The organism is Serratia sarumanii, assembly GCF_029962605.1.
GTDB classification, from domain to species: Bacteria; Pseudomonadota; Gammaproteobacteria; order Enterobacterales; family Enterobacteriaceae; genus Serratia; species Serratia sarumanii.
The window spans coordinates 2,734,976-2,747,180 of record NZ_CP124750.1 but is presented as its reverse complement, the minus strand read 5'-3'; the positions used below and the strand labels follow the sequence as shown (position 1 = coordinate 2,747,180).

The following is a 12,205-nucleotide window of genomic DNA, read 5'->3' as shown; positions in this document are numbered from 1 at the left end:
AGTCTGCTTTTAAAGGGAGGGAATAACATCATACTGCCCGCGGCAAGCGCCGCAGGCATTAACAATTTTGTAACTATTTTTTCTGTTCTTCCGGCATGTGCCGGTAAATATAGATACCGCTGAGGAGGGTGAAGACCAGCGTCAGCACCGTCAGGCCAAAGACTTTGAAATTGACCCAGACGTTTTGCGGTAGCCAGAAGGCGACATAGATGTTCGCCAGGCCGCAGGCCAGGAAGAAGACCGCCCAGGCCAGGTTGAGGTTGCTCCACACTTTGTCCGGCAGCGTCAACTCTTTGCCCAGCATGCGCTGAACCAGCGGTTTTTTGAGCACCCATTGGCTGATCAGCAGCGCCAGCGCGAACAGCGCGTAAATCACCGTGACCTTCCATTTGATGAACAAATCGTTGTGGAACACCAGCGTCAGGGTGCCGAACACCAGCACCATCAGGAAGGTGATCAGCGTCATCTTCTCGACCTTGCGGTATTTAACCCAGGTGAACACCAGCGCCAGTGCGGTAGCGACGATCAACGCGCCGGAAGCGACGTAAATGTCGTACAGCTTGTAAAAAGCGAAAAAGACAATTAACGGGAGGAAATCAAGAAACTGCTTCATAAATCAATCCATCATCTGTTCATCGGCCGACTATACCGGATTCGGCGAGCTCTGTGTACCGCCGGGCGCTGCCGATTATCGGCGTTTGGCCGGCGGATTTCTGCCGCGAAAGCAGGAATTTGCATAAACTTACGTGAGAAAGCGCGGGCGCATTGCCAGCGCGCGCCACAGGCCGCATAGTAAGTAGCATAATAACCAGATAATTTACCGCGGAAAACAGCATGCAGTGGAAATCTCTCCAGGCCCTGACGCCTGGTTTGACGCATTTATTGGGCTATCAACGCAGTTGGCTCAAGCCGGATATTCGCGCCGGCCTTTCCGTCGCCGCCGTCGCCTTGCCGGTGGCCATCGCCTATGCCGAGCTGGCCGGGGTCAGCCCGGTGGTGGGGCTCTATTCCTGTATTTTGCCGATGGTGGCCTATGCGCTGTTCGGCTCGTCGCGCCAGCTGATCGTCGGGCCCGACGCCGCCACCTGTGCGGTGATCGCCGCGGTGGTGACGCCGCTGGCGGCGGGTAATATGGAGCGCCATTGGCAACTGACCATCATGATGACCGCCATGATGGGCGGCTGGTGCCTGCTGGCCAGCCGGTTCAAGCTGGGGGCGCTGGCGGATCTGCTGTCGCGGCCGATCCTCAGCGGGTTGCTGAACGGGGTGGCGATCACCATTATGGTCGATCAGATCGGCAAGGTGTTGGGGTTCACGGTGCGCCCGGCGCAGCTGATCGAGCGCATCTACGCGCTGCCCGGTAACCTGCTGCACAGCGACTGGCTGACGATGGCGGTGTCGTTGTTGACGCTGGTGACGCTGCTCGGATTTAAAAAATGGCGGCCTAACTGGCCGGCGCCGCTGTTTGCCATCGTGCTGGCGGCGTTCGTCACTTGGGCCGGCGGCCTGCAGCAGCATGGCGTGGTGACGGTGGGCGGTTTCAGCGGCGTGTTGCCGATCGTCCAGTGGCCGGACTTCCAGCCCGGCTTGCTGCGCGACATGGTGATCCCGGCGCTTAACCTGGCGGTGGTGAGTTTTGTCAGCATGATGCTCACCGCCCGCAGCTTTGCCGCCAAAAACGGTTATGAGGTGAACGCCGACGCCGAGTTTCGCGCGCTGGGGCTGGTGAATATCGTCTCTGCGCTGTCGCAAGGTTTCGCCATCAGCGGCGCAGACTCGCGCACCGCGGTGAATGACGCCAACGGCGGCAAGAGCCAGCTGGTGTCGATCATCGCCGCCGCGGTCATCGCCTTCGTCTTGCTGTTCCTGATGGCGCCGCTGCAGTTTATTCCGGTGGCGGGATTGGGCGTGGTGCTGATGTATGCGGCCTGGTCGCTGCTGGACATCCGTGGCATCTGGATCTTGCGCCGCCGCAACGCGCAGGCGTTCCGCCTGGCGCTGTTTACCTTTCTCAGCGTGCTGCTGGTAGGGGTGATCAGCGGCATCGGGCTGGCGGTGTTACTGGGGCTGATGCAGTTTCTGCGCACTGTCTTCCGGCCGACGGAACAGCTGCTGGGCGTCAACGACGAAGGCATGATCCATTCCATGGGCAACAACAATGGGGTGAAGGCGGTGCCCGGCGTCATGATGTATCGTTTCAATTCGCCGCTGACCTATTTCAACGTGGCGTACTTCAAACGCCGTATTCTCAATTTGGTCGACGGCACGCCGTTCCAGCCGCGTTGGGTGGTGGTGGACGCGGTGGCCAGTTTTACCCATGCCGATATCAGCGTGCTGGCGGCCATCGACGAACTGAAACGCGATCTGTTACAGCGTAACGTTAGGCTGGTGCTGGCGGGGCGTCGCACCGAACTGACGCGTTGGTTCCGCATCAACCGCTTAGGGCGCGACAAAGAGCTGATTTTGGTGCCGGATCTGTATCTGGCGCTGAAGCTGATTCAGAGTAAGGAGCAGGCGGAAGCCGCCGTGATGGGGTAAACAAAAAAGGGGCGCGCCGAAGCGTGCCCCTTGATTTTCGCTGACGCCGGCGTTAGCCGCGCAGCAGCATATACAGGCGGAACAGGTAGATCAGCAGCAGGGCAGACACCAGGTTGCTCAACGCGGTCAACACCACGCTGGCGACGTTCGGCGTCAGCACCGACAGATGGCTCACCAAAAACAGCACCAGCAGTTTGGCCGCCAGCCACAGCATCATCGCCGGCACGATCACGCGCGCATTGGCGAAGGCCAGTTTGCTGCTCAGCTTGAGCGAAGCGAACACGCCTTTCTTGTCGACCGAGGCGATCACCGGCGCCAGTGCGAAGGCGATCGCCATCAGCACGCCCGGCACCACAAACAGCGTCAGGCCAAGCTGGATCAGCAGGGTGCAGATAAACAGCAGCAGCAGCAGGCGCGGCAAGTCGGGCGCCGAGGCGCCGAGCGCGCGCAGGGCGCTGGTGCGTTGCCCTTGCGACACCAGACGAATCAGCGTCAACATCCCGCCGACCAGCAGCACGTTGCCGACCAGCGCGGAGAAGGTGGCGGCCGCCGACACTTTCAGCAACACCATCTGCTGTTCCGGCGTCATCTGCTGGATCACTTCCTGAATGCCCATACCGGTAGACGAAGCGAAATCGCTGGTGGTGGCAGCGAGCGTCGCCAACTGTTCGGCATCGGGGCTGAAGGCCTGATTCAGCAGCACGGAGATAAACGCCGTCAACAAAGCCAGCATCAGGATGCTGGCCAGTTGGTTACGTAAAAAGTTAAAACTGTCACGGTACAAAGCGTTGGCCGTGATAGACATGCAGACTCCTTGGCGTCGGGAAAACAGAGATAAATCAGTGGGTGATTGTACCCTGTTCCACGCCGCTGTGGCACCCCGCGAATTGCACTACGCCTATTTCTTCAACGATCGTCGTCTCAGGCAGCGACAGCGGCAGGGGCACCGGCAAGGGCGGCAGGCCGTAACGTTCCCGGGCGCGATCGCAGGCTTCGTTGCGCAGGCCGTTTTCACCGGACTGATCGAACTCTCTGCACGGGCTGGGCCGATTGAGGTAGATCGAGCAGGACACGGCTTTGCCGATCTCGCCGTCCAGCGCGTTGCAGCGGGGGGACTTGCTGTTGGTCCCCTGCATGCAGCGCAGGAACGGGGTCAAAGGCTCCGTCAGGGAAAGAGGGACTGTGCCGCCGCCGTCTTCGGCTTCGGCCCAATAGAATGACACTCGAAAATAACCGCAGCATGCGCCGCAGCTGACACAGGGATTAAGGATTTCGCTCATCTTGATTGCCCGCCGACTCCTCACGGCACCAACCAAAACCAACACGGAAAATGAAATTACCTCAGCCGCAATTTTCTCCGCAACCGAAATTTGAACATGTAGATAATTTGCAACAAAATCGATTTTTTGATGCAGATCAATCCTTGATTTATTAGGTGGTTAGGTAACCTTGTTTTTAGTAGGATTTTAAATTTTTACACATAAGATGTGATCTCGATGGGATCACAAATACCCGAAAGTAGGTATATTCCCCCTCGAGCGATTAACCACACAAATGGAATGGATAATGAAAAAGACAACTCTGATGGTATTGGCGACGATGATGGCGCCTATGTTGGCAAGTGCGCATCAGGCCGGTGATTTCCTGTTCCGCGCGGGCACCGCGACGGTGCGTCCAAATGCGGGTTCGGACAACGTGCTGGGGTTGGGTTCGCTGGATGCGAAAAACAACACCCAGCTCGGTCTGACCTTCGGTTATATGGTGACGGACAACATCGGCGTTGAGTTGTTGGCCGCAACGCCATTCCGCCACAAGGTGACGCTGGGCGGCACCGATCTGGCGACCGTTCACCAGTTGCCGCCTACGCTGATGGCGCAATACTACTTCGGCGATAAGCAGGACAAACTGCGTCCTTACCTGGGCGTCGGCGTTAACTACACCACTTTCTTCGATGAGAAGTTCAACGACTACGGCAAAAGCGCCGGGTTGAGCAATCTCGATCTGAAAGATTCCTGGGGTGTGGCGGCGCAGGCCGGCCTGGATTACAACCTGGATGAGCACTGGATGCTGAACATGTCGGTGTGGTGGATGAATATCGAAACCAAAACTCGCTTCAACGATGCGAATGGCGGGCACCACAGCTTCGATACGCGTTTGGATCCGTGGGTGTTCATGTTCGGGGCGGGGTACCGCTTCTGATGAAGGCTCCAAGCAGGGAGGCGTTGCGCCTCCCTGTGTCGGTATTATTTAATCTGCATTACGTTTTCAACCGATTTCACGCCGGCCACGCCGCGTGTGACCTGCACCGCACGGTTGGCGTCATCGCTGGACGTCACGAAGCCGCTCAGCTGCACGCGTCCCTTAAAGGTTTCCACGCTGATTTCGCGTGACTTGATGTTTTTATCCGCCAGCAGTGCCGATTTCACTTTGGTGGTGATCACCGTGTCATCAATATAACCACCCGTTCCCTCAGATTTTGCCGTCGGCGCGCAAGCGCTCACCGCGACCGCCACAACGGCTGCCATGCACAAGGCCGAAAGGGTTTTAAAAAGCTTCATAAATTACTCTCCATGCAATGTTATGGTTGAAATTCGCTACGGTTTTTCGCCGCAGCGGGCGCATTCCCCAAATCAAACGAAGAAATGCATAGCGAACAAAGTTCATTGTGAGACAAGACCTGGGTTTGTTCAAATTTTTGCTGTAAATAAATGGAACAAACTTTGAGGTGAAACAAGCTGTTAAAGCGAGCGCCGGCAGGGCGCTCGCTGAAGAGGATCACGCCCGGGTGGCGCGCTTCATATTGCTGACGAAGGCCGCCAGCTTGGTCAGCATCTCCGCCGGGTTGGCATGGTGCTGTTCGATGATTTTGACGATTGCCGAGCCGGAGATCGCGCCGGCGGCCCCGGCCTGCAGCGCGGCCTTCACCTGCTCGGGTTCGGAGATGCCGAAGCCTTGCAGCGGCGGCGCGGCGTGGTACTCGCGCAGCTTGTTCACCAGGTGATGCAACGGCAGCTGCGCCCGGCTTTCGGTACCGGTGACGCCGGCACGCGACAGCAGATAGGTGTAGCCGCGGCCGTGCGACGCGATTTCCCGCAGCAGATCGTCATCGGCGTTCGGCGGGCAGATGAAGATCGGCGCGATGCCGTGGCGCGCGGCGGCGGCGCGGAACGGCGCAGACTCTTCAAACGGCACGTCGGCGACCAGTACCGAGTCCACGCCCACTTCGGCGCAGCGTTGGTAAAACGCATCGATGCCTTTATGGAACACCAGGTTGGCGTACATCAGCAGGCCGATGGGAATGGTCGGGTGCTTCTGGCGGATGGCCGCCAGCATCTCGAAGCACTGGGTAGGCGTGACGCCGGCGGCGAAGGCGCGCAGCGTCGCGCTCTGGATGGTGGGGCCATCCGCCAGCGGATCTGAGAAGGGGATGCCCAGCTCCAGCGCGTCCGCGCCGGCTTCGATTAGGGTGTCGATAATCTGCAGCGACAGCGCCGGATTAGGATCGCCCAGCGTCACGAACGGGACGAAGGCGCTTTCCTTGCTGCTTTCCAGACGCGTGAACAGTTGCTGATAACGTTCCATCAGATTTCTCCCCGTGCTTTCAAAATGTCGTGAACGGTAAATATGTCTTTGTCGCCGCGGCCGGACAGGTTGACCACCAGGATCTGCTCTTTCTGCGGCGTTTCACGGATCATTTTCAGCGCGTGCGCCAGGGCGTGCGAGGATTCCAGCGCCGGGATGATGCCTTCATGGCGCGACAGCGCCTTGAACGCTTCCAGCGCTTCGTCGTCGGTGATCGACACGTATTCGGCGCGGCCGGTGCTGTTCAGGTAGGCGTGCTGCGGCCCGACGGACGGGAAGTCCAGCCCGGCGGAAATTGAATAGGATTCTTCAATCTGGCCTTCGGCGGTCTGCATCATCGGCGCCTTCATGCCGAAGTAGATGCCGACGTGGCCGTGCTTCAGCGGCGCGCCGTGCTGGCCGGTTTCGATGCCCAGGCCGGCAGGTTCCACGCCGATCAGCCCAACGTCGGCGTCATCGATAAAATCGGCGAACATGCCGATGGCGTTGGAGCCGCCGCCGACGCAGGCGATGACCGCATCCGGCAGGCGGCCTTCGCGCTCCAGCACCTGCGCTTTGGTTTCTTCGCCGATCATGCGCTGGAATTCACGCACGATGGTAGGGTACGGATGCGGACCGGCGGCGGTGCCGAGCATATAGTGCGCGGTTTCATAGCTGCCGGACCAGTCGCGCAGCGCTTCGTTGCAGGCGTCTTTTAGGGTGGCGGAGCCGCTGTGCACCGGGATCACTTCCGCGCCCATCAGCCGCATGCGGAACACGTTAGGCGACTGGCGCTCGACGTCTTTGGCGCCCATATAGATGCGGCATTTCAGGCCGAGCAGCGCGCAGGCCAACGCCGAAGCGACGCCGTGTTGGCCGGCGCCGGTTTCCGCGATGATCTCGGTTTTGCCCATGCGCTTGGCCAGCAACGCCTGGCCCAGCACCTGGTTGGTCTTGTGCGCGCCGCCGTGCAGCAGGTCTTCACGCTTCAGGTACAGCTTGGTGTTGCTGCCGGCGGTGAGGTTTTTACACAGCGTCAGCGCCGTCGGGCGGCCCGCGTAGTTCTTCAGCAGATCGATAAATTCCGCCTGGAATGCCGGATCGCGCTGGGCGCTGACAAAGGCTTCTTCCAGTTGTTTCAGAGCCGGCATCAGAATTTGCGGCACGTATTGGCCACCAAATTCGCCGAAGTAGGGGTTAAGCAGCGTCATGAGAGTTCCCGTTATTATCCGTTATTAATGTTGAGCCGTATTCAGTAGGCGCGCAGGGTCTGGAAGACCGAGGCCAGGCGCGCGGGATCTTTGATGCCCGGTTCGCTTTCCACGCCGGAGTTGAAATCCAGCCCGGCGCAGCCGAGCTTGGCCGCCTCGACGCAGTTGTCGGCGCGCAGGCCGCCCGCCAGCATCACGTTAGTCAGATCTTCGCCTTGCAACACCGACCAGTCGAAGCGTTGGCCGGTGCCGCCGGCGCCGTTGTCGAGCAGATAGCGATCGACATGCTGCAGATCGCGCGCCGGCACCCGATCTTTCACGCTCAGCGCTTTCCAGATGCGGCAATCGGCCGGCAAGCGGGCGCGCAGGGCGTTGATATAGGCCTGGTCTTCCGCGCCGTGCAATTGCACCGCGTGCAGACCGAGGCGCTCAACGGTCAACGCCACGGTATCGACCTGGGCGTCGCAGAACACGCCGACGTACTTCAGCGGCGCGCCGGAGATCACTTCGCGAGCGCGGGTGATGTCCACATAGCGCGGCGAGCGGCCGACGAAAATCAGCCCGCCGTAGATGGCGCCGGCCTGATAGGCGGCGGCGGCGTCCTGCGGACGGGTCAGGCCGCACACTTTGTTGTCGCCCAGGATCACGCGGCGCACGGCGGCGCGCAGATCGGGTTCCGACATCAGCGCGCTGCCGATCAGGAAGCCGTTGGCGTAATGGCTCAGCTCGCGGATCTGCCCGTAGTTGTTGATGCCCGATTCGCTGATCACCGTCACGCCGTGCGGCACGCGCGGCGCCAGCTGACGGGTGCGGTTCAGATCGATGCTCAGATCGCGCAGATCGCGGTTGTTGATGCCGACCACGCGCGCTTCCAGCGCGATCGCGCGCTGCAGCTCTTCTTCGCTGATCACTTCGGTCAGCACGCCCATATTCAGGCTGTGGGCCACCGCCGCCAGCTGGCGATACTGCTCGTCGGTCAACACCGACAGCATCAGCAGGATGGCGTCGGCCTGATAGTAGCGCGCCAGGTAAATCTGATACGGATCGATGATAAAGTCTTTGCACAACACCGGCTGGCTGACGGTTTTACTGACCAGCGGCAGGAAATCGAAGCTGCCCTGGAAGTATTTCTCGTCGGTCAGCACCGAGATCGCCGAGGCGAAATCTTTATACACCGTGGCGATCTCTACCGGATCAAAGTTCTCGCGAATCAGTCCCTTGGAAGGCGAGGCCTTCTTGCATTCGAGAATGAAAGCCGTCCGGGTGCCCTGCAGCGCGTGATAGAAGCTGCGTTCGCTCGGTACGATGTCGTTCTGAAAGCCGGCCAGGGGCTGTTGCTGTTGTCGCGCCGCGATCCATTGCGCTTTGTCGCGGACAATCTTGTGTAGCACGGTTTCCTGCATCATTTATCCTCTTGCCGCCAGTGCGATGACACGCTCATAGGCCTGCCCGCTGTTGATCATATCCAGTGCCTGCCGCGCATTTTGGCGCAGGTCTTCATGTCCGAATAACTTCAGAAGCAACGCGACGTTGGCCGCGACGGCCGCGGCGTGCGCCGGCTCGCCTTTACCTTGTAACAGCCGCGCCAAAATGTCACGGTTTTCTTCCGGCGTGCCGCCCAGCAAGGCTTCCAGCGGATAGGTTTCCAATCCGAAGGACTGCGGCGTGAGCTGGTAGCTGCTGATTTCGCCGTTGTTCAATTCCGCTACGTGCGTCGTGGCGTGGATCGCTACCTCGTCCATGCCGCCGCCGTGAACCACCGCCGCACGCTGATAACCCAGCACGCGCAGGGTTTCGGCGATCGGCAGCACCAGTTCCGGGCTGTAAACGCCGATCAGCGCCAGCGGCGGACGCGCCGGGTTGATCAGCGGGCCCAGCACGTTGAACAGCGTGCGGGTTTTCAGCTGCTGGCGTACCGGCATGGCGTGACGAAAACCGGTGTGATACTGCGGCGCGAACAGGAAACACACGCCGAGATCGTCCAGCGCCTTGCGCGCTTCTTCCGCCGGCAGATCCAGGCGGATGCCGAACGCCGCCAGCAGATCCGAAGAGCCGGAGCGGCTGGAGACGCTGCGGTTGCCGTGTTTGGCGATCTTCGCGCCGCACGCCGCCGCGACGAAGGCGCTGGCGGTGGAAATATTGATGCTGTTGGTGCCGTCGCCGCCGGTGCCGACGATATCGGCGAACGGGTAGTCAGGGCGCGGGAACGGCTGAGCGTCGTCCAGCAGCGCTTTGGCGGCGCCGGCGATCTCTTCCGGGCGCTCGCCGCGGACTTTCATGCTGATCAACGCCGCCGCCAGTTGGCTCGGCTCCAATTCGCCGCGCACGATGGCGCTGAACAGCTGTTGGCTTTCCTGCTGGCTCATCGACTCGGCGCGGTACAGTTTCTCAAGAATAGGTTGCATCGTCGTGTTCCTTATATTACTTCGCCAGCGCCCAGGCGAGGGTCTGCTCAAGCAGGCGCGCGCCGTGGGTGGTCAGAATCGATTCCGGGTGGAACTGGAAGCCGCACACGCGGCGACGGTCGTCGCGCACCGCCATCACCATCTCGCCGAAACGGGCGTTGACGGTAAGATCGGCCGGGATATTGCTGCCGACCAGCGAGTGGTAGCGCGCCACCGGCAGCGGGTTAGCCATGCCGGCGAACATGCCTTCGCCATCGTGAACGATCGCCGAGGCCTTGCCGTGCAGGATCTCGCCCGCCTGGCCGACCTGGCCGCCGTAGGCTTCGACGATCGCCTGGTGGCCGAGGCAGATGCCGATGATCGGCAGCCGGCCGCGCAGGCGCTGCAGCAGTTCCGGCATGCAGCCCGCTTCGGACGGGGTGCCGGGGCCGGGCGACAGCATCAGCACCGGCTGGGTCATGTGCTCCAGGCGTTCGATGATCACCTCGGCGGCGATCTGGTTACGGTAAATCACCACTTGGTGGCCGCTGGCGCGCAGCTGATCGACCAGGTTGTAGGTAAAGGAATCGACGTTGTCGAGCAGCAGAATATCGGCCATCAGAACACCTCCTTGGCATGGTGCGCAGTGGCGATGGCACGCAGCACGGCACGGGCTTTGTTGCGGGTCTCGTCGGCTTCCGCCTGCGGGACGGAATCCAGCACCACGCCGGCGCCGGCCTGCACGGTGGCGATGCCGTCTTCAACGTAGGCGGAGCGAATGACGATGCAGGTATCCAGATCGCCGGTGGCGGTGAAGTAGCCTACCGCGCCGCCGTAGCTGCCGCGGCGCGTGCCTTCGGAGGCGGCGATCAGCTGCATCGCCCGCACCTTCGGCGCGCCGCTCAGGGTGCCCATGTTCATGCAAGCCTGGTAGGCGTGCAGCACGTCGAGATCGGCGCGCAGGGTGCCCACCACCCGGGAAACCAGGTGCATGACGAACGAATAGCGGTCCACCTTGGTCAGGTCGGCGACGTAGCGGCTGCCGGCCTGGCAGATGCGCGCCAGATCGTTGCGCGCCAGATCGACCAGCATCAGGTGCTCGGCCAGCTCTTTGTGGTCGGTGCGCATTTCCAGCTCGATGCGGCTGTCGAGATCCAGATCCAGCGAACCGTCCTTACTCCGGCCGCGCGGGCGGGTGCCGGCGATCGGGTAGATTTCGATTTGCCGATTGCTCGCGTCGTATTTCAGCGCGCTCTCCGGCGAAGCGCCGAACAGGGTGAAGTCATCATCCTGCATGAAGAACATGTACGGGCTGGGGTTGTTGTCTTTCAAGGTCTGGTAGGCTGCCAGCGGCGCCGGGCACGGCAGGGAGAAGCGGCGCGACGGCACCACCTGGAAAATCTCGCCCTGGCGGATCGCTTCCTGCAGCCCGCTGACCACCGCGCCGTACTCTTCGTCGCTCTGGTTACAGCTCAGCTGCATGTTTTCCAGCGTTTGGTGCGGGATCGGCTGCGGGGTTTGTTGCAATTCGGCCTGCAGCTGTTCCAGGCGTTGCTGCAAACGCTGCGCTTCACTCGCCTGCTCACTGAAGACGCTGGCCTGCAGACGGGCCGAGCCTCGTTGGTGATCCAGCACCAGCAGGGTTTCCGCCAGATAGAAGCAGAAGTCCGGGCAGCGCTGATCCTGGCGCAGCGCCGGCAGGTCTTCGAAACCGGCGACCAAATCGTAGGCGAACAGGCCGCCCAGCATCACGGCTTCGCGCTCGTCCGCCGGGGAGTCCACCAGGGTCAGCAGCGTGCGCAGCGCGTCGAACACCGACAGTGAACGCAGGCGGGCGTCTTCGTCCTGCACCGCGTCGATCGCCGGGAAGCTCAGCTCGCGGCCGTTGGGGCGCGCCTGATTGCGCACCTCGGGCGGCAGCGCTTCGTCCAGCAGCGGCAGCAGCGCCGCGCCGTTGGCGCTCAGCGCCTGCACGCTGACGGTGTGGCCCAGTGCGGTAATGCGCAGCGCGCTGTCGATCACCAGCAGGCTCTGCAGATTCTGTTTGCTGTTGATTTCCGCCGATTCCAGCAGCAGGGTGGCCGGACGGGCGCCGCACAGCTGGTGGAAAATGGTGGTGGGGTCGCCCCGGTAGCTGGCTTGCGCCTTCAGCAATGTCATTTGTGGTTTGATGTTCATCATCGGTGGTTCCAGTGAATTCTGTCCATAAAAAAGCCCGCATCAGGTGCGGGCTCAGGAAATCTGCATTGTCAGATGACAGCTATGCGCGATTACACCGCCCGCAAGAGGGAGGTACGCCACCAACCGTGAAGAGAAATGTAGTTGTTCATTTGTAGACTCTCTCTGTTAACGCTCATCCGACACGGCCATTGCCGTGAACTTGTGTACTAGTTAACTGGTTCGAGAGAGCAAAGTCAACCCTCTTTTTGCACAATGTTTTAGCGGTCAGCGTGAATTATATTCATCATTCCGCCTGGCGTCCGCGGCCGGGGCAGAATAGATTTCCGTCCG

Annotated in this window: 10 protein-coding genes, 1 pseudogene and 1 other annotated feature; of the genes and pseudogenes, 2 read left to right on the top strand and 9 right to left on the bottom strand. The window is 60.9% G+C overall.

Annotation, left to right across the window (positions count from 1 at the left end):
- Window positions 1-73: 73 nt before the first annotated feature.
- Window positions 74-613, bottom strand: a complete 540-nt coding sequence (locus tag SSARUM_RS13005; protein ID WP_033647586.1) for a septation protein A — start codon at window positions 611-613, stop codon at window positions 74-76.
- A 221-nt stretch (window positions 614-834) separates the two neighbouring features.
- Between SSARUM_RS13005 and SSARUM_RS13000 the strand changes: the two genes are divergently transcribed.
- Window positions 835-2,538 (top strand): SulP family inorganic anion transporter, encoded by a 1,704-nt coding sequence (locus tag SSARUM_RS13000; protein WP_033647585.1) that lies wholly within the window; start codon window positions 835-837, stop codon window positions 2,536-2,538.
- A gap of 52 nt (window positions 2,539-2,590) precedes the next feature.
- On the opposite strand, the gene SSARUM_RS12995 is transcribed toward SSARUM_RS13000, so the two are convergent.
- Window positions 2,591-3,343: a YciC family protein gene (locus tag SSARUM_RS12995; RefSeq protein WP_033647584.1), complete on the bottom strand. Its 753-nt coding sequence runs from the start codon at window positions 3,341-3,343 to the stop codon at window positions 2,591-2,593.
- A gap of 34 nt (window positions 3,344-3,377) precedes the next feature.
- Window positions 3,378-3,818, bottom strand: a complete 441-nt coding sequence (locus tag SSARUM_RS12990; RefSeq protein WP_033634766.1) for a YkgJ family cysteine cluster protein — start codon at window positions 3,816-3,818, stop codon at window positions 3,378-3,380.
- Window positions 3,819-4,104: 286 nt separating this feature from the next.
- On the opposite strand from SSARUM_RS12990, the gene ompW reads away from it, so the two are divergent.
- Window positions 4,105-4,737, top strand: coding sequence for an outer membrane protein OmpW (gene ompW, locus SSARUM_RS12985; RefSeq protein ID WP_004932076.1), 633 nt, complete (start codon window positions 4,105-4,107; stop codon window positions 4,735-4,737).
- A gap of 44 nt (window positions 4,738-4,781) precedes the next feature.
- Here the strand turns inward: ompW and SSARUM_RS12980 are convergent, their stop codons facing one another.
- From SSARUM_RS12980 to SSARUM_RS12955, 6 genes and pseudogenes are all read right to left on the bottom strand, one after another.
- On the bottom strand, window positions 4,782-5,096 hold the full coding sequence (locus SSARUM_RS12980) for a BON domain-containing protein (protein ID WP_033634764.1): 315 nt from the start codon (window positions 5,094-5,096) through the stop codon (window positions 4,782-4,784).
- Between the two features lie 217 nt (window positions 5,097-5,313).
- Entirely contained in the window at window positions 5,314-6,120 is an 807-nt protein-coding gene (gene trpA / locus SSARUM_RS12975; protein WP_033647582.1) for a tryptophan synthase subunit alpha, read from the bottom strand.
- Window positions 6,120-7,310 carry a tryptophan synthase subunit beta gene (gene trpB, locus SSARUM_RS12970; protein WP_033634762.1) on the bottom strand — a complete coding sequence of 397 codons (1,191 nt, stop codon included), beginning with the start codon at window positions 7,308-7,310 and terminating at the stop codon, window positions 6,120-6,122. The genes trpA and trpB overlap by 1 nt, the downstream gene beginning before the upstream one ends.
- Window positions 7,311-7,351: 41 nt before the next feature.
- Window positions 7,352-8,713, bottom strand: a complete 1,362-nt coding sequence (gene trpCF, locus SSARUM_RS12965; RefSeq protein ID WP_079656981.1) for a bifunctional indole-3-glycerol-phosphate synthase TrpC/phosphoribosylanthranilate isomerase TrpF — start codon at window positions 8,711-8,713, stop codon at window positions 7,352-7,354.
- A 3-nt stretch (window positions 8,714-8,716) separates the two neighbouring features.
- Window positions 8,717-10,313, bottom strand: a pseudogene (gene trpD, locus SSARUM_RS12960) (bifunctional anthranilate synthase glutamate amidotransferase component TrpG/anthranilate phosphoribosyltransferase TrpD).
- Window positions 10,313-11,875: an anthranilate synthase component 1 gene (locus SSARUM_RS12955; protein ID WP_033647576.1), complete on the bottom strand. Its 1,563-nt coding sequence runs from the start codon at window positions 11,873-11,875 to the stop codon at window positions 10,313-10,315. The pseudogene trpD and the gene SSARUM_RS12955 overlap by 1 nt, the downstream one beginning before the upstream one ends.
- 24 nt (window positions 11,876-11,899) lie before the next feature.
- Window positions 11,900-12,003 (bottom strand) — a sequence feature (Trp leader region).
- Between the last annotated feature and the right edge of the window lie 202 nt (window positions 12,004-12,205).

What these genes read in the sequence shown, in the direction of transcription:
- ompW (WP_004932076.1), top strand. Translation starts at nt 4,105, where the DNA reads ATGAAAAAGACAACTCTGATGGTATTGGCGACGATGATGGCGCCTATG.
- trpB (WP_033634762.1), bottom strand. Translation starts at nt 7,310, where the DNA reads ATGACGCTGCTTAACCCCTACTTCGGCGAATTTGGTGGCCAATACGTG.
- trpCF (WP_079656981.1), bottom strand. Translation starts at nt 8,713, where the DNA reads ATGCAGGAAACCGTGCTACACAAGATTGTCCGCGACAAAGCGCAATGG.
- SSARUM_RS13000 (WP_033647585.1), top strand. Translation starts at nt 835, where the DNA reads ATGCAGTGGAAATCTCTCCAGGCCCTGACGCCTGGTTTGACGCATTTA.
- trpA (WP_033647582.1), bottom strand. Translation starts at nt 6,120, where the DNA reads ATGGAACGTTATCAGCAACTGTTCACGCGTCTGGAAAGCAGCAAGGAA.
- SSARUM_RS12955 (WP_033647576.1), bottom strand. Translation starts at nt 11,875, where the DNA reads ATGATGAACATCAAACCACAAATGACATTGCTGAAGGCGCAAGCCAGC.
- SSARUM_RS12990 (WP_033634766.1), bottom strand. Translation starts at nt 3,818, where the DNA reads ATGAGCGAAATCCTTAATCCCTGTGTCAGCTGCGGCGCATGCTGCGGT.
- SSARUM_RS12980 (WP_033634764.1), bottom strand. Translation starts at nt 5,096, where the DNA reads ATGAAGCTTTTTAAAACCCTTTCGGCCTTGTGCATGGCAGCCGTTGTG.
- SSARUM_RS13005 (WP_033647586.1), bottom strand. Translation starts at nt 613, where the DNA reads ATGAAGCAGTTTCTTGATTTCCTCCCGTTAATTGTCTTTTTCGCTTTT.
- SSARUM_RS12995 (WP_033647584.1), bottom strand. Translation starts at nt 3,343, where the DNA reads ATGTCTATCACGGCCAACGCTTTGTACCGTGACAGTTTTAACTTTTTA.